The organism is Mesorhizobium sp. P2_A12, assembly GCF_056405075.1.
Window position 1 is genome coordinate 106331 of sequence record NZ_JBFUCU010000003.1, and the last position, 19245, is coordinate 125575.

Genomic DNA, 19245 nt, shown 5'->3' on the forward strand with positions numbered 1-19245 from the left:
CATGCTTGAAGCGGATTTCGTCATCATAGGCTCAGGCTCGGCCGGCTCGGCCATGGCCTATCGGCTGTCCGAGGACGGCAAGCATTCTGTGATCGTCATCGAATTCGGCGGCACCGATATCGGGCCGCTGATCCAGATGCCATCGGCGCTGTCGATCCCGCTCAACATGAGCCTCTACGACTGGGGCTTTGCCAGCGAACCGGAGCCGCATCTGGGCGGCCGCGTGCTGGCGACGCCGCGCGGCAAGGTGATCGGCGGTTCGTCCTCGATCAACGGCATGGTCTATGTGCGCGGCCATGCCCGCGACTTCGACCATTGGGCCGAAGAAGGTGCTACCGGCTGGGGCTTTGCCGACGTGCTCCCCTACTTCAAGCGCATGGAGGACAATGACGGCGGCGAGGATGGCTGGCGCGGGCATAGCGGGCCATTGCATGTACAGCGCGGCTCGCGACGCAATCCGCTTTACGGCGCCTTCGTCGAGGCGGGGCGCCAGGCCGGGTTCGAACTGACCGACGACTACAATGGTTCCAAGCAGGAGGGCTTTGGGGCGATGGAGCAGACCATTCGCGGCGGCCGCCGCTGGTCGGCTGCAAGCGCCTATCTGAAGCCGGCGTTGAACCGCAAGAATGTTAGCCTGCTCAAGGGTTTCGCCCGCCGGGTGATCATCGAGAATCAACGCGCCATCGGCGTCGAGATCGAAGCTCACAAACAGATTCAGGTCGTTAAGGCGCGACGTGAGGTGATCGTCGCCGCTTCGTCGATCAATTCGCCCATGATCCTGATGCTGTCGGGCATCGGTCCGGCCGAGCATCTGAGGGAAAACGGCATTGCCGTGGTGGCCGACAGGCCCGGCGTCGGCCGCAACCTGCAGGACCATATGGAGCTCTATATCCAGCAGGAATCGACACAGCCGATCACGCTCAATTCGGTGCTCAACCCGTTCTCGAAAGCGCTGATCGGGGCGCAGTGGCTGTTCTTCAAGACCGGGCTAGGCGCCACCAACCATTTCGAGGCAGCGGCCTTCGTGCGCTCACGCGCCGGTGTCGACTATCCCGATATCCAGTACCACTTCATCCCGGCGGCGGTCCGCTATGATGGCAAAGCAGCGGCGAAGTCGCACGGCTTCCAGGCGCATGTCGGACCGATGCGGTCGAAGTCGCGCGGCTCGGTGACGCTGCGCTCGCCGGACCCGAAATCGAAGCCTGTGATCCGCTTCAACTACATGTCGCATCCTGACGACTGGACGGAGTTCCGCCACTGCATCCGGCTGACCCGCGAGATCTTCGGCCAGAAGGCGTTCGATGGCTACCGCGGCAAGGAAATCTCGCCGGGCAGCCACGTGCAGTCGGATGACGATCTCGATGTCTTCATCAGGGATCACGCCGAGAGCGCCTACCATCCTTGCGGCACCTGCAAGATGGGCCACGCCGACGACATGATGAGCGTCGTCGATCCGGAATGCCGGGTCATCGGCGTCGAGGGATTGCGCGTCGCCGATTCCTCGATCTTCCCGCGCGTCACCAACGGCAACCTCAATGCGCCGTCGATCATGACCGGCGAGAAGGCTTCCGACCACATTCTCGGCCGCACGCCGCTGGCGCCGTCCAACCAGGAACCCTGGATCAATCCGCGCTGGCAGGCATCCGACAGATAGAGCATGATCCGGCGAACGTTCCGCCCAAGCGAAGACGATTTGGAGACCTCCATGCGCGCCCAGCCCACGGCATCGCACTATGTCAACGGACGCTACATCGACGATGAGCAAGGCGCGCCGCTGCCGGTCATCTATCCGGCAACCGGCGAGACGATCGCCATGCTGCGTTCGGCGACACCGAACGTGCTGGAGCTTGCCGTCGAGGCTGCGCGAGCCGCGCAGCCCGCATGGGCGCGGCTGAAGCCGGTCGAACGCGGACGCATCCTGCGCCGCGCCGCCGATATCTTGCGCGCCCGCAACGCCGACCTCGCCCGCATCGAGACGCTCGACACCGGCAAGGCGATCCAGGAAACGCTGGTCGCGGACGCGCCGTCGGCCGCGGACTGCCTTGAATATTTCGGCGGCGCGGTCGCTGCCTACAATGGCGAGTCAGTCGATCTCGGCGGCCCCTTCGCCTACACCAGGCGCGAGGCACTCGGCGTCTGTGTCGGCATCGGCGCCTGGAACTACCCGATCCAGATCGCCGGCTGGAAATCCGCGCCGGCGCTGGCCATGGGCAACGCCATGGTGTTCAAGCCGTCGGAGAACACGCCGCTTTCGGCGCTCGCGCTGGCCGAGATCTACAGCGAGGCCGGCCTGCCCGATGGGCTGTTCAACGTCGTGCAGGGCTATGGCGATGTCGGCGCCGGTCTCGTCGGCCATGATGTCGTCGCCAAGGTCTCGGTGACCGGCTCGGTGCCGACCGGGCGCAAGGTGCTGTCGCTGGCCGGTTCGAAGATGAAGCATGCGACGATGGAGCTTGGCGGCAAGTCGCCGCTGATCGTCTTCGACGATGCCGACATCGAGAATGCCATTGGCGGCGCCATGCTCGGCAATTTCTATTCGACCGGCCAAATCTGCTCCAACGGCACGCGCGTCTTCGTGCAGAGCGGCATTCACGACCGCTTCGTCGATCGTTTGATAGAGCGGACGAAGAAGATCCGCATCGGCGATCCGCTCGATCCCGAAACCCAGATGGGTCCGCTGGTGTCGAAAGCGCAGCACGACAAGGTGATCGGCTATATCGAAATCGGCAAGCGGGATGGCGCTGTCCTCGCCTGTGGCGGCAACGTGCCTTCGCTGCAAGGTTTTGACGGCGGCTTCTTCATCGAACCGACGGTCTTCACCGGCGTCACCGACACGATGCGCATCGCCCGCGAGGAGATTTTCGGGCCGGTGATGAGCGTGCTGAAATTCGACGGCGAGGACGAGGTGATCGACCGCGCCAACGACACCGAGTTCGGCCTCGCCGCCGGCGTCTTCACCCGCGACCTGCCGCGCGCCCATCGCGTCATCGCCGAACTGCAGGCCGGCACCTGCTGGATCAACGCCTACAATTTGACACCGGTTGAGATTCCTTTCGGCGGTTTCAAGCAATCCGGCATCGGGCGGGAGAATTCGCTGGCGGCACTGGCGCTCTATTCGCAGCTGAAGTCGATCTATGTCGAGACAGGGGACGTGGCGAGCCCCTACTGAGCGCAGCCTACGTCGGCTTCTGCGCCGTGCTGTCCAGATACTGGGTCAGCGCGCAGACCAGGTGATAGAAGATGCTGGCCGGCACATCAGTCGCCAGCGAACGGCCGCGTTCATCGATGCGGTCGATCCACAGGCCGAGCGGCGCCGGGTCGATGTGCCAGCGGAACAGGCGGCCAACGCGTTCCTCGATTTCGGGCTTGAGGTCGGGCCCGCCCGAGCCATCCAGCGCAATTGCCGCCTTGACCGCTTCGGCCTGCGGCCAGCTGCGGGAGACGCGGTCGAGCGGCAGGCCTTGCCTGGAGACGGCGCCATAAGCGAGACCGGTGGCGCGGTTGAGGCCGTTGGCGATGGCCGAGGCGTAGAGTTTTCGGGCGAAGCTGCTCAAATCCGCCTGGCCGCTGCGCTCGGCGAAATCGACCAGCAGCGAGGCCCATTCGAAATGGTGTCCGGGCTCGGTCCAGGCCCCCTTCTCGCCGGCGGACGGTTTCCATTCGGCGTCGAAATACTCGCCCAGGGTCCAGCTTTCGGCGTCGAAGAAATGGCTGCGGAACAGGTCGATGATGCGCGCCGCACGGCGCAGATGGGTGCGCTCGCCGGTCGCCTGGTACCAGGCGAGAAACGCCTCGAGCAGATGCATGTGCGGGTTGGAGCGCCGCTCGCCCTCCCCGTCAGATGTCTCGAGGAAGCCGGTCAGGCGGCTGTCCTCGAGATATGTGTCGAGAAAAGCGAAGGTTTCCTGACCAAGCCGCAAGGCGTCGGGATTGCCCGACAGATGCGCATGCGCCAGTGCCAGCAGCACGCAGGAATGATCGTAGGCATCCTCGGTGGCGTCGGCGACGGAGCCGTCGACGTTCAGCGTGCGCACCCAACCGCCTTTGTCGGTGCGGCCATTCTTGGCCACGAAGTCGATGCCGTGGCTGATCAGCCGGTCGGCCGGACCGTCCCAGCCGCGCGCTTTGGCGACGGCGAAGGCATAGACCTGCCTTGCCATGGTGCGCATGCGCTTGGGCTTCATCAGCGGTGAGGCATCAAGGCCGAGCGCTTCGTGAAAACCGCCATGGCGCTCGTCGACGCCCGATGTCGACCAGAGCGGCAAGGTCTCCTGAAACAGCCAGTGATGCACGCGCCGCCGCCAGGCGCCGCTTTCGATGACACGGTCATGCGCCGGCGTGAACCGGGTTTCCAGCCGGCCCGACTTCTCAAGCTGTTCGACGATCTTCTTGACGTGCTGGCTGTGGCTGACGGGAGCGACGAAGGTGGCGTCGGCGGTGGAAACGATGGCGACGTCCTTCATGCCGATCGCCGACAGCAGGCGGCCGTCGCTGCGGATGTAGGAGTTCTCGCAGTCGATGGCGACGACATCGCCGATAACGACATTGCCCTGGTCGTCGGCGGGGCCGACATCGAGCAGCGACTGCCAGGAGCCGAGATCGTTCCAGCGGAAGCCGGCCGGCACCATGGCGATGTCTTTCGCCCTCTCCATGATGGCGTAGTCGATCGAGTTCGACGGAATGGCGGCGTAGAGTTCGAGCGGCATATAGAGGCCGGACAGATCCGATGTCGCCGCTCTGTAGGCCGCATCGGTGGCCTGCCAGATGTCAGGTTGGAACGCCGCGAAGGCGTCGCGCATGGCGCCGGCGCGAAACAGGAAGATGCCGGTGTTCCAATAAAAACTTCCGGCCTGGAGATAGTCCTGCGCCGTTGCAAGGTCAGGCTTTTCGACAAAGCGCGACACGTCGAAGGTGCCGCCGCTCTCGGCCGCGACTTCAATATAGCCGTAGCCGGTCTCGGGTTGCGTCGGCTTGACGCCGAACACCACCAGCCGGCCCTGGCGCGCCGCCTCGGTACCGGCTTCGACACTGTGCCAGAATTGGCGCGGGGTGTTGATCTCGTGATCCGACGGCACCACCAGAACCAGGCTGTCGCCGAACTCGGACAGCGTGCGCAGCGTCGCCAGCGCGACGGCGGCGGCGGTGTTGCGGCCGGTCGGCTCGAACAACGGCCCGCCGCCGGCGAGATCGAGGCCGGCAAGGTCGGCACGGACGCGGTCGGCATGACGCTCCGAGGCGATCAGGAAGATGGGCGTTTCGCCCTCCGGTCTCGCCGTGAGCCGACGCAAGGTCTTGGCCAGCATCGAGCCATCGCCGGACAGATCGTGGAACTGCTTGGGGTTGTCCTCGCGCGACAGCGGCCATAGCCGCGAGCCGATGCCGCCGCTCATGACAAAACTAACGATCCGCTCGGTCATTCGGGTCTCGCGCTCAGAAGCATTGGGTGACCGGTTGCTACTACACAAGCCTTAAGCGGTGTTTATGCCCTTGGAAATTCGTTTGGATGCAAGCTCGATAAATGCCTTGACCAGGGGCGATAGGTGGCGGCTGCTCGGATAGAGGGCATGCAAGCCGCCGGCCGGTGTCGTGTAGTCCGCGAGAACGTGCTGCAGTCGCCCCTCCTTGATAAGCCCTTCGGCCATCGCCTGGGGCAATTGGGCGATGCCGAAGCCGGCGAGCGCGGCCGCAACGACCGCCTGCATTTCATTGGCGGCAAAGCGCCCTGCCACCATGACCGTTTCCTGGCCGTGTGGCCCTTCCAGCACCCAATGAGCGCCTGAGGCAGAAGCGCCCGCGATGACGCATTGATGGTGCGTGAGGTCCGCCGGGCTTTGCGGTGTGCCGTTCAGGGCGAGATAGTCCGGGCTGGCGCCGAGCAGCCGGTGCGTGGAGCCGAGCTTGCGGGCGATCAGCGTCGAATCCTGAAGGATTCCGGTGCGGAAAGCGAGGTCTATGCCATCCTCGACCAGATTGAGCCTGTCGTCGGTGAGGCGGAGTTCGACATTGGTCTTCGGATACATTGCGAGAAAGTCGACCACGGCGCGGATGAGGAAATGGCCGCTAAAGCCAACCGGGGCCGAAATGCGAATCGTACCCGACGGCTCCGCCCTCGCCTCCGCCAGGCGCAGATTTGCCTCCTCGATAGAGCGCAGGCCCTGGCTGCTCTGCTCATAGTAGAGACGCCCGGCATCCGTCAGGTTGAGGCTACGTGTCGTGCGCTGCAGCAGGCGGACGCCGACTTCGCGTTCGAGCGCGGCAATGCGGCGGCTGACCGTCGTCTTGGGCATGGTGAGCAGGCGCGCGGCGGCGGTGAAACTGCCGGCTTCGACGACGCGAGCAAACACGACGATATCGTTGAGATCGATCATTGTATCCAAAATTGGGACGACGTTTTCCAATTATAGCCAATTATGCATCAATGCGGAAGATCCTAACTTTGCTGCAGCCAAACAAGAAGGAACACACACCATGGCCAGCAAACGAAACATTCTGGTAACCGGCGCGACTGGTCAGCAAGGCGGCGCGGTTGCACGCGCTCTGTTGTCCAGGGGACATCGCGTCAAGGCATTGACGCGCAAGCCGGACGGTGAGGCCGCACGGCAACTGGCGTCTGCGGGCGCCGAGATCGTGGCCGGTGATCTGGCTGACGCGGCCTCCGTCGTGAGGGCCGCAAAAGACGTCGACACCATGTTCCTGATGGGCAACAGCTATGAGGCTGGCATGCAGGAGGAAACCCGCCAGGGGATCATCGCCGCAGATGCGGCCAAGGCTGCCGGCGTCGGACATTTGATCTATTCATCCGTTGCCGACGCCGACAAGAAGACCGGCATCCCGCATTTCGAAAGCAAATATCTGGTCGAGAAACATGTCGTCGGGCTCGGCATCCCCTACACGATCAGCGCGCCGGTCGCCTTCATGGAGAATGTCGTCGCGCCATGGTCGATCGGCGCGCTCAGCCAGGGCACCTATGCCTTCGCAATGCCTCCCAAACGCGTCCTCCAACTGGTCTCCCTGGCGGACATTGGCGGCTTCGTCGCCGCTTTGGCCGAGCGGCGAGAACAGGTGTTCGGCAGGCGGTTCGATTTCGCCGGGGACGAATTATCAGGCGAAGAGCAAGCGAAAATCCTGTCCGAAGCCATCGGTCACCCGATCCGCTATCAGGAAATCCCGCTCGCCGCGGCGCGCCAGCAAAGCGAGGATGCGGCCCTGATGTTCGAATGGTTCGACCGCGTCGGCTACGATGTCGATATCGCCGCCTTGCACAAGGATTTCCCGGAGGTCCGCTGGCACAGTTTTGCCGACTGGGCGCGAGCGTTCGACTGGAGCGCCCTAGCTTCAGCCGGCTGAGTACGCTTCGCTACGCCGCGATCGGGTCCTGAAGCTTAGAAAGTCTGGTTGTAGGCGCCGACTTCGGGGCTGCGTCGCAGCACGGCGTCGACGGCCTCGAACATCTGCCGGCGTCGCTGCGACGACACCGGGCTTTCGACGACCACGACAAGCTCCGGCTTGTTCGATGACGCCCGCACCAGGCCCCAAGTGCCGTCCTCGGCGACCACGCGCACGCCGTTGACGGTGATCAGATCAATGATCTTCTGGCCGGCGAAGCTGGCGCCATCGCGCTGCATCGCCTGAAAATCGGCAACCACCCGCTCGACCACGCCATACTTCACATCGTCGGCGCAGTGCGGCGACATGGTTGGCGTGCCGAAGGTCAGCGGCAGCGCCCGGTAGAGGTCGGCCATCGAACTGCCGGGGCTGCGATCCAGCATCTGGCAGATGGCGATCGCGGTGACGAGCCCGTCGTCATAGCCGCGCCCGATCGGCGGATTGAAGAAGAAATGGCCTGACTTTTCGAAGCCGGCGACGGCGCCGAGCTCGGCGACGCGGCGCTTGATGTAGGAGTGACCGGTCTTCCAGTAGTCGGTGACGGCGCCGTTGGCGCGCAGCACCGCGTCGGTGTTGAACAGGCCGGTCGACTTGACGTCGACGACGAAGGTCGAGGCCGGGTGAAGCAGCGAAATATCACGCGCGAGCAAGACGCCGACCTTGTCGGCAAAAATCTCGTTGCCTTCATTGTCGACGACACCGCAACGGTCGCCATCGCCGTCGAAGCCGAGACCGACATCGGCGCCCGTCTCCAGCACCTTGTCCCTAATGGCATGCAGCATCTTCATGTCCTCGGGATTGGGATTGTAGCGCGGGAAGGTGTGGTCGAGTTCGACATCGAGCGGGATGACCTCGCAACCGATGCGCAGCAAGGCCTCCGGGGCAAAGGCGCCGGCGGTACCATTGCCGCAAGCGGCGACCACTTTCAGCTTTCGCGTGATGCGCTTGTCACTGACCAGATCATCGAGATAGGTCGCACGGAAATCTCGGACGAAGTCATAGGAACCGCCGCCGGCGAGGTCGAAGTCGCCAGCCAGCACGATCGCCTTCAAGGCGCTCATCTCCTCCGGGCCGAAGGTCAGCGGCCGCGCCGCGCCCATCTTGACGCCGGTCCAGCCATTCTCGTTGTGCGAGGCGGTAACCATGGCGACGGACGGTGTGTCCAGCGCGAACTGGGCGAAATAGGCCATCGGCGACAGCGCCAGGCCGATATCCCTCACCTTTGCACCGGCGGCCATCAGGCCGGTGACCAGCGCCAGTTTGATCGACAGCGAGTAGGAACGGAAATCGTGCCCGGTGACGATATCGGGGCCAGCACCGAGACGGCGGATCAGCGTGCCGAGCCCCATGCCGAGCGCCTGGACGCCGATCAGATTAAGCTCCGGCGGCTGCGCGGAGCCGGGATGACCGAACCACCAGCGCGCATCGTATTCGCGAAAACCCGACGCCTTGATCAGCGCCTCGGTTTCGAATTCGAAGCTGTTGGGGCGGGCTTCGCCAACGATTTTTGGGGGCAAGACAGCAAAGCTCCAGGCGGCAGAAATAGGATTCCATCCAAGCGGCGGTTTAGCACACAAGGCTTTAAACCTCGTTTATCCCGGGTGGAAATCCGGGCTTTCCGGGAATGCCCGACGAAAGACGACGAAATGCGACAGAACCGCTGCCATTGCCGCTTGCAGGAACGAAGTGCGGCGGCTATAAGCCCGCGGTCTGGTCACGGAGTGTAGCGCAGCCTGGTAGCGCACCTCGTTCGGGACGAGGGGGTCGCAGGTTCAAATCCTGCCACTCCGACCAGAAAAAACAACGTGTTAGCGCATCCCGACTTTGGCGCCCCCACAGATATCCCCACAGAAAAAATGGAAAAGCATCTAGGCCGCTCGATGCAGTTGGCAGACGCATAGCTATCAAAATGCGACACGCTATTGCTGCCCGTCTCACTCGCCAGCCCAGGTCGGCTTGCTTCCGGCGCCTTTAACCACTCGCGATTTTGCAGATGGTTCTCATCTCGCCATCTATGTCCGCTTCGCGCCAGCGGACTGGCCACTTTAAGGTCCTTGGACAATCGATCCGGCCTCAGTTCGGATCTGCCGACGTTGCTTTCGATCGGTCCTGTGACCGGCTTCTACCGGATCGCCAGGGAAGCGAGGCAAGCGAGGCAAGCGAGGGAACGCAGCGTCAAGTTCGAGCCAGAGATTAAGAAGAACGGAGCCATCGCCGCATAGACGTCTGCCTCCGTGGGTATGGACGGACGGATTCACTCATGCGCAATATGGACGGGATGAGGCCTGCAGTGGCGCTCACATTTTCGCCGCGTCGCTAGGCAGGGGACGCCCGTTCAATGACGCTGCGTAGGGCGGGTTGGCCTTCTGGTCTAACGGCGCCCGCAGAAGTGTCGATATAAGGGGAACTGGTCAATGACCGACAACAAGCCAGACGTTACCAAGGATTGGCAAGCGACGCAGGGCCAGAAGTCCTCCGCCACGCGTCTTCGCCTTTTCGCCGCACTCTCGTGGATCGTCGCCATTGGCGGCGAGATCTACGGGATTATGCTGCTTCGCCAGAATAAGTTCGACCAGGGACACCTGCCGCTGATCATCGGCCTTCTGGTCGGCATCGCGATTTTTGCAATCGCCGGCAACTTGTTGTGGAAGGCGGCCAACAGGCACGATCCGGCCCGCGCATCCGACCCGGCCAGGTTCTTCTTCCAAAACCAGCTCGGCGCAATCATCACGCTGATTGCCTTCCTCCCGCTGGTTTTCCTGATCCTCACCGACAAAAACATGGATCCCCAGACCAAGAAGGTTGCCGGCGGCCTCGGCGCTGCGCTGGCCGTGCTCGCGACGGTCATGGGGATCAGTTTCAAACCCCCGTCGGTCGAACAATACACCCAGGATATGAACGCATGCGCAGCCCAAATCAAGTCGGGGCAGCCCACCACCGCCTGTTCGCCCGACGTCGCCGCTCAGGCGCAGGAGATCGCCACTGACTCCACCACGGTGGCTGCGGCGACGAAGGACGCGGCACACCCCGCTGGTCAGGATGTCGTGTACTGGATCGCGCCCGAAAACGGAGCCGCGAAGTCCACTGAGCCGCATGTTTTCCACCTCTGCGCAGGCGTGAGTCCGCTGAAGGACAAGACCGTGAATAGTGGCTCCGTGACGGAGGCCTACGCACAGAACGCCGTCCGCATCACGAAGCAGATCGATATGGAACAGAAGCAGTGCGGGTTCACCGCCACAACAAGCACCAACTGAATCCGCCTGCGCTCGATCGCGTCCAGCCGTTGGTCCTGTCGGAGAGATGGCGCGCAAGCGCAGGCTCAGTATTGACTCGCCGAAGCAACGCTAAATACCGGGATCGCCCGGCTGGCCATCATTGTCCAACTGCAAACTTATCCGCAGCGGGCAATGACTGGGGCGTCTACGCACGGCAGCTTCCGGCCTGAGCGCTTCGAATGGAGAACAACGCTAATATTAACGGCGTGCCATGATCGCGATCAACAGGGTCCGCTGAACGCCAAGAGCGTCTTTTTGTGGGCCACTCCTCAAGTCGTGTTTGGCCGAAATTGAGCCGGAAGCCGCGCGTCCACTATCATCAAGATGAAACGATCAAAAAGCGGCCGAACCGCCCGAGCGCCGCGGCTAGGCAGGTTCGATGTGCATAGTTGGGAGACGAGGGGATGTTATTGACAGCCAGCAGCGTTCAAAATCGATTTCGCGACCGAGCGCGTTGTCGAGCGGACTGGTGAAGCTGTACGGCCTGTCGATCACCGAATCGATGGGCGCGCGATCCTTGTCGACATAGGCCTGCAGGGCCTTCTTCACGGTTTCAAGCGGGCCGGTCATGGCTGTAGGTCAATTGGCCGTCTTATCCGCCCGTTGTCTCACTGCGTCTATCAAGTCTCGTGTCGCTTGAGCAACCTTGGCAACTGGTAGTCGATGAACGCAGTAGACGCCGCCCGGGTTGTCGGGTTTGCACAATCCGGGTGCAACACACTGGCAAGGCAACGGCGGCTCAACGGTGCGGTGAAGCACCCCAAAAGGCCCCCAGATGTCGGGGGGCGTCAGGCCATACAGGCCCACAACCGGAGTTCCGACTGACGCAGCCAGGTGCATTGGGCCGCTCTCGTTTCCCAGAAAGATAAATGCATCCGAAAGCAATGCTGTTAGTGTCTCAAGCGAGGCTTTGCCAACAACGCTCACCAATGGCGACGCTGCCGCATTCAAGATAGCTTGCGCGGTTGTGCTCTCATCAGGTCCACCAATAAGCAATGACCGCAGGCCCTTGGTTGCATAAACCTCGTCGATTACTGCAGCGAACCGTTCAGGTTGCCAACACCGCCCTTCGAACCTTGCTCCAGCGTGTACTGCGACGAAAGCCTTTACGGCCAGATTGCTTTGCGCCAGAATCTGGGCAGATGCGCTTCGCCCGACTGGTGTGGGTTCAAGCCTCGGTGTCACTTCTCGCAATTCTATCCCAAGCGCTTCAAGCGGGGACAGATATCGGTACAAGTAGTGCGCGCCTCCATGGCCGAACGTTTCAGCAAATATATTAGCAGGCTGAACTTCCCAAAATTTCATGGGCTTTTCCGGGGGATTGTATCCAACGCGCAGGGGGGCGCCGATTGACCTGTGCAATATCCGTGATGTCTTCGAGTCGGTTACGTCAATGGTGAGATCGAATTTTCGGCGGCGCAGGTCAGCGACCAAGCCTGAATATTCCTTCACTCGCTTAGGCAGACTTCTACCAGCACCTCGACGGTCGAATCCGATGGCCACGTCTGCGATATTCTGGCTGACTACGAAGTCTCGCAGGCCAGAAGCGCAAAGCATGGCTATCGCAGCGTTTGGGTAAGCGAGGCGCAGATTTCGCACGAGCGCCGAGGTCAGAATGACATCCCCGATGTACTTCGTCTGAATAACGAGAATGGACTTGATAGCCAGCCGATCAGCCATCGAGATATTCAGCACATCGACCTCACGAAGGGCGGCGGGTCAAATTGGTCATTGGTGGGCGCCCAACGTCCAATCGAGCTCACGGTTCCGGCTAATGGATATTCCTCTTTTCAACAGCGAAGCAAGGTCGTCTGTCGTCGTCATGGCATCTGTCCCTGCCACAAGGGCAATCCGCTTTCTGCAGCGAAGTCTCTATCCTCTGCGTAGATTGGCTCGCCTCTTTTCACCACCCGTCGAAGCAAATCCGCATCTTCGTCGGCATGATATCGAAAGGCATTTCGGGTGTCGTATCCATGCCCGGCTTGGGACAGGGAAAACCCGCTGACGACAACAGGAGCGAAACCGGCGAAACGCGCCAGCATGATCGCGAAGGCTCCGGTGGAGATTTTCCGGTGCCAGCCGCGCGACACATGATATTTGCCGCTAAGCCGCCAGACGATGTTGGCAAGCTGCCATCTCGTAAGCGCCTGCAAGGTGTCATACCGATAATCAAAGGTGCGACAACCGGCTATCAGCTTGTCCTCAACGTCCGGCCAAATCGGGATGATCAGATGCTTTGCCTGCCGTCCTTTCAACAAATCGCGCTTGTAAAAATCCTGCTCGTCCCGGCCGACCAAAATGCCGCGGCGGAGCACGGCGATGTCGGGAACGGGGAGACCGAAGGTTTCCGCCAAAAGCTGGGAAGCATTGACCGTCACCAGTCCCCAATCGGCATCATGTCCCTGCGGGAGGCGAAAATTCGGCGCTGCCCCCATCACCAAGGCGGGACCGGTGACCCTGGGCAAGCGAAGAATTGGCTTTGAGAAGGTTGGCAAGAGGTCCGAAAGCGGAGTTTTCATGCGGGAATATGAACCGCATGTTCCTCAAACGCGCGCAGAATGCTCTCTTCTCGGCTCCATAATTCGTCCCATTGCGTGGCGCCGGACCAGCCAGCAAACCAAGGACCGCCGAGCGTGTAGTGCGCCAGCGAGACATCGGCGGGGTCGAGTTCGGAAGCCGAAGCCCCTACGAGGTAGTTCCATGCCAGAGGCAATTCCCCGATCTCATGGTCCTCAAGCCATTTGAAGGCGTGGAGGTCACGTCCGGGCCACGTATTGAGCATCTCGTTGGTCAGCCGCTTGTTGGCCGGATGATCCAGATTCCACAAAACGACCGACGACCAGTTTTTGCGGCGATAGAACGTCTGCGTTTGCCCGTCCATCTTGACCGCTTCGGATTCGCGTTGCTGGTGCTTAACCGCCATAATCGCGTAGGAAGGATCGACCAGGTCGAGCAACTTGACTGGATCCTTCAGAAACAGGACGTCACAATCGCAGAACATGGCCCAGCCGCCTTGCCTCATGAACGGAACGGCAAAGCGCGATATGGCAAACTCGGTCGACATCGGTGCCTCGGAAATCGGGCACCAGAGCTTGCCATCACGTACCACCATCGGTCGCTTCATGATTCCTTGGGCTTCAAGGTCTTTGAGCACGAGTGGCTGTATCTGCAACGGCGTGCTTGTCCGCCGGTAGGCGCTCCATCGCGCTACGTCCAGAACTCGGGATTCGCGTGGATCATACCCAATGTAGATTGGTATCACGTGGCAACTCTATAATTTGATGTGAATTTCCTCGAATTAAGCATGGCAGCACGGCAAGCGGAAGACCCGAAGTACAGCGGATCACTTCGTCGCAGTGGCGATGCACGGTGAACGGCACCCACTGCGCTATCGGTAAGGTCTCGACGTAGAAGCGGGGCCGCAGCCTCCGCGTCCTTGTCGTACCAGAGGCAAATCGCGGAATCACCTTGAAGAAAAACTTCGCTACCCATACCATGCCAGGCCATGGTGAAATCTGATCAGGAGGTCAGTGGAATCGGTCGGGTTTTTGAGCCAGTGCAAGGTAGGGAGGATAATCATGGCTTCCGAAGTACAGGCCAACAATGGCGTTAACGTAGAGGCGCTTCTCGCCGCAAAGGAAGCGCTTTCCAACGCCCCGGAGGCCGCGCAATTCAAGTGGCGCGCGGCTTGCGAATGGAAGGATGGCACCCACAGCCACTCGACAGTCGAGAGCTTCTACGGTCTCGGCCAGGACCAGCATCGCAAGACCACGTTCGCATTCGACGCCGACCATCCGGAGGTCTTCGCTTCCTTGGATAAGGGCGCCACGCCTGTCGAATACGTGCTGGTCGGGCTGGCGAGTTGCCTGACCGCCGGCATCGCCGCGGTTGCCCAGAACCGCAACATCCAGTTGAAGTCGGTGAAGGCCACAATCGAAGGCGACATGGATCTCGCCGGCATACTCGGCATCGACAGCGACGTCCGCAACGGCTTCAGCGGCATCACGGTGAAGTACAACATCGACGCCGACGCCAAGCCCGAGGACATCGAGGCTCTCGTCGCTCAGTCGCAGAAGCGATCTGCAGTCTATGACATTGTCACCAATCCGACGAACGTCACGGTCGTGGTGAATTGAAAGGCACTTCGAGCCGTAGACTCTGAGAGGGCGCGATTAGTTCCGTCACCACCGTGATCGTCGGTGCAGGGCACGCGGGGCTCGCGATGAGCCGCTGCCTCGCGGAGCGTTCGATCGACCATGTGCTGCTGGAGCGCGGCGAGATTGCCCATACCTGGCGCACCGAGCGGTGGGATTCGCTGCGGTTGCTCACCCCGAACTGGCAGAGCCGGCTACCGGGCTTCCGCTATGACGGCGACGACCCCGATGGCTACCGGACGATGCCAGAGGTGATCGATTTCCTTGGGAACTATGCCAAGGCGATCTCGGCTCCGGTCAGAACCCACACGACCGTCACCTCTGTTCGCAGCGACGGGGCGGGATATCTTGTGCGCACGGATCGCGGCGAGTGGCGGTCCCGGACCGTGGTGCTGGCGTCGGGCGCATGCAACATCGCGCGCCAGCCCGATTTCGCCGTCCGCGTGCCGCCGTCGGTCACCATGCTGACGGCGCAGTCCTACCGCAATCCGGGTCAGGTTGCCGACGGTGGCGTGCTGGTGGCGGGCGCGTCGGCCAGCGGCACCCAGATCGCTCAGGAGCTGCAGCGTTCGGGACGCCAAGTGACCCTGTCGGTGGGCGAGCACATCCGGGCGCCCCGAGTCTATCGCGGCAAGGACCTGGAGTGGTGGATGGACGCCGCCGGCGTGCTCGACGAGCGCTACGACCAGGTAGACGACATCAGGCGGGCACGACGGGTTCCTTCGCTGCAGCTTGCCGGCACGCCCGACCGCACCACCCTCGACCTCAATGCGCTGGTCGACCTCGGCGTCCGGCTCGTCGGTCGTCTCGCCGGCATCACCGAAGACGGCAAGGCCCAGTTTGCGGGGTCATTGCGCAACATGTGTGCGCTTTCCGATCTGAAGATGGCCCGGCTGCTCGACCTCATCGACGAATGGGCGCGCGACAACGGCCTAGACGCGACGGTCGGGCCGCCGGATCGCCCGCCGCCGACCCGTGTAGAGGGCAACCCGCCGCTCGGCCTCGACCTCGCCAGCGGCGCGATCAGGACGATCATCTGGGCCACCGGCTACCGTCCGGACTATTCGTGGCTGGAGCTGCCGGTCCTCGACCGCAAGGGTTATGTCCGTCACGACGGCGGGGTTGCTGAACATCCGGGCATGTACCTGATGGGAATGCAGTTTCTGCGCCGCCGCAAATCTGCGCTGATCGACGGCGCTGGCGACGACGCGCGTGATCTCAGCGCCCATCTGGCATCGTACCTGGGGTAAAATTCAATCCAAGACCAAAGGGAACAGGTCCGTTGCCGCGACAACTCCAAATTCAGTGAGGCTGCAATCATATTCCCAAGTGCAACTTCGGCTTCCAGAAGGGGCGGAACAACTCAATCTTAGGGCAGCGGTTCATCACCACTTTCAAGCCTGCTTCCTCCGCCAACTGAGCGGCAGCGTCATCGCGCACCCCAATCTGACCCCACAGAACCTTGGCATTGATGGCGATGGCCTCCTCAGCAACTTCCAACAGATCTTCGGAACGGCGAAAAACCTCGACCATATCGACAGGCCGGTCGATGGCCGCCAGCGACGGGTACACCTTAAGCCCTCGAATTTCATCCAGACCGGGACTGGGGTTGACGGGGATCATATCGTAGCCGATCTCGTGCAGCACCCGCAGTACACCATAGGAGAACTTGGTTTTGTCGGGGCTGGCCCCCACCATCGCGATGGTTTTGACCGATTTCAGAATTCCTTGCAGATAAGCCTCCGGATAGGGCTCATCATGATTCATGTAGGTCATTTCTCTTCGTCCAACGGGGTCGCAATATCGGCTTTCAATTCATGCGCGGCCAAGGGGTCAAGGAAGGGGTTGCGGTAGAGCTTGTCGTGGCTTTCAACGCCGACCTCCAGCGTGCAGTCACTCAAAGGGCGGGCGACGCAGAGGATTATATAGCCATTGTTGATCTGGCGGTTGTTCAACGCCCGCTGCGCTTGTTGATTGACTTTGCCGCTGATTATTTTGGCTGCACAGCTTATGCAGCCGCCATACTGGCACCCGTAGGGCAGATCCACGCCCTGCTCGCGCAAGCTTTGCAAGAGAGGCTTGCGGTGATCGACGTCAAAGGCCGCACCGCCTTGATTGGCGAGAGTGATGGTGAAGCTGGTCATACCCAGATGTCACTCGTGCAATCACCGCCGGGATAACGGGTTTCGTGGCAGCGACTTGGCCCATTTGGTTCCTTGCCAAAATCAACGACAAACAGCGGATCGATTTCCATGCCGCCGTTTTCCGTATCGCAATTGACCATCAGCATGCATCCGCCATTGGTGCGGATTTCCGGATAGAACTGGTTGTCCCAGGTCGAGAAAAGAGAGGTCGTCACATACAGGCGCTTGCCGTCGAGGCTGAGCTGTATCATCTGGGGCCCGCCAGTCACTTTCACGCCATTGACCTCAGGCGCACGGCCGAGAAGTCCGCCCATCCACACTTGTCCGGTAAGCTTGGCATTGTGAGGGTCCGAGATGTCGTACTGACGGATGTCGCCGTGCAGCCAGTTGCACAGATAGAGGTATCTATCGTCCATGCTGAGCAGAATGACCGAGATCACGCCCGGTATCGGGATCGGCCATTCGGGATGCGGCTCATTGTCGACATCGACAATTTTTTCCCATTGCCAATCGCCGGCCGCATCCTTCCACCAATGGATGATATTTGCTGAAAGGGCCGCGCCAACAAAGCCGTGACTGCTGTCGGGATTATGGTGGAACCGCACTTCCAGTGGGATCAGGCCATCCTCCCCGAGATAGAATGTTTGCTTCGGCTCCTTCTTTTCAAAATCCCAGAAATGGATCTCTCGGCCATATTTCAGATGGCCAACCTCTTCCAGGTCAAAACCCGGCATGAAGGTGTTGGGAGCGGCCCACTCCGAACTGACCATTACGTTGTGTCGCGGCTGGTACCAGAAATCATAACCAAACTTGATACTGCCCATGGAGTTTTCCCAACGTCCGACAATCTCGAACTCCTTGCTGAGCTGCAAATAGCCGCCGGGGGCATTGCCCTGAGCGTCGCCAAGCATGGAAACGATGATGTCCGAGCCGAGGCAATGCACCGTGTGCGGTGCCGACAAGTTGGTCCTGGCTTTGATGTCGGCGCCGCTTATGACTTTGAATAGTGTCGGATTGCGAGGATCGGTACCGCAATCGACAATGTGCAGATTGGACGAGCGCACACCCGGCACAATCAGATATTTCCGCTCCATGCTCGCATCGCCATGGCACGACGAGCAGGCATTCCAGCCCGAGTGATGAAGCTCATCGCCAATGCCCGGCATTTGCAAACGTGAAATCACTTGGCTGTAGGTCGAACTCTCGGGGTCGACATCAATGGTGCACAGATAGTCCGGCTTCTGAATGCCCGTGCCGGTGTAGATGGCAATCGTATAGAGCAGCTTTTCGCGAGGTGCGGTCATCGCCTCGGATGGAGAAGCATAGCCCGGTCCACAGCAATGATTGGTCATGGGTAGGTCCCCAATTTGAACAGATCACTGGGCAGCCCCTACGGGGTCAGGCTGGAATGTTAGTGCATGCTTGGCATCGGCGCTACGGCCGGGTTGGCCGCCGGGGGACGGAATGCGAACACCCCCGCTCCTCCCCACGGAAGCCTCAGAGGAACAGGAAAGTCGACGAAAGGCCGACGGGCCGATCAACGGGCGACCGGCCAGAACTCGCGTCGCGTTTATCGAAGGCCGAAGAAGCTCAATATCGCTATCACGATGACCACCGCGCCAACGAGCCAAATGATGTTGTTCATGATCGTTCTCCTGTTGCCTGGGAAGCCCGCACCTCTGGCGGACAACGCGGGCCGACCAGCCTTTGCCGGCTGATCTTCAGCAGACACGGATGTCGGCTGTGAGGAGTAGAACAATTAGGCGCGCCTAATGTTCCGCCATTTGACAAATCGAGAGATAGCTTGGTGGATTTGCCTTTGTATTAGCTGCGCTTCATATTTGTAGTTACGGCGGCGACAGAATGCCGGTCAGGTCCGGAGCCATCATGCGCAAATTGGTTTTCACAGCAGCAGTCGCACTTGCCTGTAGTTGCGCGCCCTCGCAGGCAAACGACGAGCGGTCCTGCAAAATAGTAGCGGCGGCGGCGCAGCTCTCCGGAAAGACCAACTGCAGCGAAGGTGATGTCGCTGCTATCTCTGGCATGAGCGCCAAGGAGCTGCCGGAGGCAGTAGCCAGATATTGCGATTTTTGGGGGCAGATCGTTGTGCTGCCCGACGTGAGCGAGACCGACGCGTCGAGACGCATCGTTCTTTGCAGGTACCATCAGCGAGAGGCAGCCCCTTCTCAGCCCTAGGCGGCGATCGCCCGTCCTCCGACTTGCCACATGTGTTTCAGGCTGGCCCCAAGAAGGCCGGAACCAAAGTGATCACAGGCAGTTATCGAA

General features: G+C 61.2%; 17 protein-coding genes and 1 tRNA gene. 7 read left to right on the forward strand and 11 right to left on the reverse strand.

The features are described 5' to 3' along the window. Position 1: 1 nt before the first annotated feature. On the forward strand, positions 2-1654 hold the full coding sequence (betA, locus tag AC1DZU_RS08130) for a choline dehydrogenase (protein WP_477283476.1): 1653 nt from the start codon (positions 2-4) through the stop codon (positions 1652-1654). Positions 1655-1705: 51 nt separating this feature from the next. Next, positions 1706-3169: a betaine-aldehyde dehydrogenase gene (gene betB, locus AC1DZU_RS08135; RefSeq protein ID WP_477283479.1), complete on the forward strand. Its 1464-nt coding sequence runs from the start codon at positions 1706-1708 to the stop codon at positions 3167-3169. A 7-nt stretch (positions 3170-3176) separates the two neighbouring features. Here betB and AC1DZU_RS08140 read toward each other — a convergent pair whose 3' ends face one another. Beyond that, positions 3177-5417 carry a mannose-1-phosphate guanylyltransferase/mannose-6-phosphate isomerase gene (locus AC1DZU_RS08140; protein ID WP_477283481.1) on the reverse strand — a complete coding sequence of 747 codons (2241 nt, stop codon included), beginning with the start codon at positions 5415-5417 and terminating at the stop codon, positions 3177-3179. A 51-nt stretch (positions 5418-5468) separates the two neighbouring features. Beyond that, entirely contained in the window at positions 5469-6368 is a 900-nt protein-coding gene (locus tag AC1DZU_RS08145) for a LysR family transcriptional regulator (RefSeq protein WP_477283483.1), read from the reverse strand. Between the two features lie 100 nt (positions 6369-6468). Between AC1DZU_RS08145 and AC1DZU_RS08150 the strand changes: the two genes are divergently transcribed. Continuing rightward, positions 6469-7347 carry an NmrA/HSCARG family protein gene (locus AC1DZU_RS08150; protein ID WP_477283485.1) on the forward strand — a complete coding sequence of 293 codons (879 nt, stop codon included), beginning with the start codon at positions 6469-6471 and terminating at the stop codon, positions 7345-7347. A 35-nt stretch (positions 7348-7382) separates the two neighbouring features. On the opposite strand, the gene AC1DZU_RS08155 is transcribed toward AC1DZU_RS08150, so the two are convergent. Further along, positions 7383-8903 (reverse strand): phosphomannomutase/phosphoglucomutase, encoded by a 1521-nt coding sequence (locus AC1DZU_RS08155; RefSeq protein ID WP_477283487.1) that lies wholly within the window; start codon positions 8901-8903, stop codon positions 7383-7385. 200 nt (positions 8904-9103) lie between these two features. On the opposite strand from AC1DZU_RS08155, the gene AC1DZU_RS08160 reads away from it, so the two are divergent. Beyond that, positions 9104-9180 (forward strand) — tRNA-Pro (locus tag AC1DZU_RS08160). Positions 9181-9800: 620 nt separating this feature from the next. After that, the gene (locus AC1DZU_RS08165) at positions 9801-10640 is read left to right on the forward strand and encodes a hypothetical protein (RefSeq protein ID WP_477283489.1); all 840 of its coding nucleotides are present in this window, start codon (positions 9801-9803) and stop codon (positions 10638-10640) included. A gap of 387 nt (positions 10641-11027) precedes the next feature. On the opposite strand, the gene AC1DZU_RS08170 is transcribed toward AC1DZU_RS08165, so the two are convergent. The 4 genes from AC1DZU_RS08170 to AC1DZU_RS08185 all read right to left on the reverse strand — a co-directional run bounded on the left by AC1DZU_RS08170 (position 11028) and on the right by AC1DZU_RS08185 (position 13815). Then, positions 11028-11231, reverse strand: a complete 204-nt coding sequence (locus AC1DZU_RS08170; RefSeq protein WP_477283491.1) for a hypothetical protein — start codon at positions 11229-11231, stop codon at positions 11028-11030. Positions 11232-11240: 9 nt separating this feature from the next. Beyond that, on the reverse strand, positions 11241-12341 hold the full coding sequence (locus tag AC1DZU_RS08175; protein ID WP_477283493.1) for a glycosyltransferase family 9 protein: 1101 nt from the start codon (positions 12339-12341) through the stop codon (positions 11241-11243). A 140-nt stretch (positions 12342-12481) separates the two neighbouring features. Further along, entirely contained in the window at positions 12482-13180 is a 699-nt protein-coding gene (locus AC1DZU_RS08180) for a hypothetical protein (protein ID WP_477283495.1), read from the reverse strand. Further along, on the reverse strand, positions 13177-13815 hold the full coding sequence (locus AC1DZU_RS08185) for a hypothetical protein (protein WP_477283498.1): 639 nt from the start codon (positions 13813-13815) through the stop codon (positions 13177-13179). Before AC1DZU_RS08185 ends, AC1DZU_RS08180 begins: the two co-directional genes overlap by 4 nt. Before the next feature lie 424 nt (positions 13816-14239). On the opposite strand from AC1DZU_RS08185, the gene AC1DZU_RS08190 reads away from it, so the two are divergent. Together AC1DZU_RS08190 and AC1DZU_RS08195 are read left to right on the forward strand one after the other, a co-directional pair. Further along, positions 14240-14797, forward strand: coding sequence for an OsmC family protein (locus AC1DZU_RS08190; protein WP_095089778.1), 558 nt, complete (start codon positions 14240-14242; stop codon positions 14795-14797). 53 nt (positions 14798-14850) lie between these two features. Further along, positions 14851-16065, forward strand: a complete 1215-nt coding sequence (locus AC1DZU_RS08195; protein WP_477283501.1) for an NAD(P)-binding domain-containing protein — start codon at positions 14851-14853, stop codon at positions 16063-16065. Between the two features lie 67 nt (positions 16066-16132). Here AC1DZU_RS08195 and AC1DZU_RS08200 read toward each other — a convergent pair whose 3' ends face one another. From AC1DZU_RS08200 to AC1DZU_RS08215, 4 genes are all read right to left on the reverse strand, one after another. Further along, the gene (locus AC1DZU_RS08200; protein ID WP_477284190.1) at positions 16133-16582 is read right to left on the reverse strand and encodes a CoA-binding protein; all 450 of its coding nucleotides are present in this window, start codon (positions 16580-16582) and stop codon (positions 16133-16135) included. A gap of 5 nt (positions 16583-16587) precedes the next feature. Further along, positions 16588-16959, reverse strand: a complete 372-nt coding sequence (locus AC1DZU_RS08205) for a 2Fe-2S iron-sulfur cluster-binding protein (RefSeq protein ID WP_184871319.1) — start codon at positions 16957-16959, stop codon at positions 16588-16590. Next, positions 16956-18311, reverse strand: a complete 1356-nt coding sequence (locus AC1DZU_RS08210) for a selenium-binding family protein (protein ID WP_477283503.1) — start codon at positions 18309-18311, stop codon at positions 16956-16958. Before AC1DZU_RS08210 ends, AC1DZU_RS08205 begins: the two co-directional genes overlap by 4 nt. Before the next feature lie 495 nt (positions 18312-18806). After that, positions 18807-19106, reverse strand: a complete 300-nt coding sequence (locus tag AC1DZU_RS08215) for a hypothetical protein (RefSeq protein ID WP_477283505.1) — start codon at positions 19104-19106, stop codon at positions 18807-18809. Positions 19107-19245 lie beyond the last annotated feature (139 nt).

Excerpts from the sequence above, each read along its gene's own strand:
- betA (WP_477283476.1), top strand. The coding sequence starts at position 2 with ATGCTTGAAGCGGATTTCGTCATCATAGGCTCAGGCTCGGCCGGCTCG.
- betB (WP_477283479.1), top strand. The coding sequence starts at position 1,706 with ATGCGCGCCCAGCCCACGGCATCGCACTATGTCAACGGACGCTACATC.
- AC1DZU_RS08140 (WP_477283481.1), bottom strand. The coding sequence starts at position 5,417 with ATGACCGAGCGGATCGTTAGTTTTGTCATGAGCGGCGGCATCGGCTCG.
- AC1DZU_RS08145 (WP_477283483.1), bottom strand. The coding sequence starts at position 6,368 with ATGATCGATCTCAACGATATCGTCGTGTTTGCTCGCGTCGTCGAAGCC.
- AC1DZU_RS08150 (WP_477283485.1), top strand. The coding sequence starts at position 6,469 with ATGGCCAGCAAACGAAACATTCTGGTAACCGGCGCGACTGGTCAGCAA.
- AC1DZU_RS08165 (WP_477283489.1), top strand. The coding sequence starts at position 9,801 with ATGACCGACAACAAGCCAGACGTTACCAAGGATTGGCAAGCGACGCAG.
- AC1DZU_RS08170 (WP_477283491.1), bottom strand. The coding sequence starts at position 11,231 with ATGACCGGCCCGCTTGAAACCGTGAAGAAGGCCCTGCAGGCCTATGTC.
- AC1DZU_RS08175 (WP_477283493.1), bottom strand. The coding sequence starts at position 12,341 with ATGGCTGATCGGCTGGCTATCAAGTCCATTCTCGTTATTCAGACGAAG.
- AC1DZU_RS08180 (WP_477283495.1), bottom strand. The coding sequence starts at position 13,180 with ATGAAAACTCCGCTTTCGGACCTCTTGCCAACCTTCTCAAAGCCAATT.
- AC1DZU_RS08190 (WP_095089778.1), top strand. The coding sequence starts at position 14,240 with ATGGCTTCCGAAGTACAGGCCAACAATGGCGTTAACGTAGAGGCGCTT.
- AC1DZU_RS08200 (WP_477284190.1), bottom strand. The coding sequence starts at position 16,582 with ATGAATCATGATGAGCCCTATCCGGAGGCTTATCTGCAAGGAATTCTG.
- AC1DZU_RS08205 (WP_184871319.1), bottom strand. The coding sequence starts at position 16,959 with ATGACCAGCTTCACCATCACTCTCGCCAATCAAGGCGGTGCGGCCTTT.
- AC1DZU_RS08210 (WP_477283503.1), bottom strand. The coding sequence starts at position 18,311 with ATGACCAATCATTGCTGTGGACCGGGCTATGCTTCTCCATCCGAGGCG.
- AC1DZU_RS08215 (WP_477283505.1), bottom strand. The coding sequence starts at position 19,106 with ATGCGTCTCGACGCGTCGGTCTCGCTCACGTCGGGCAGCACAACGATC.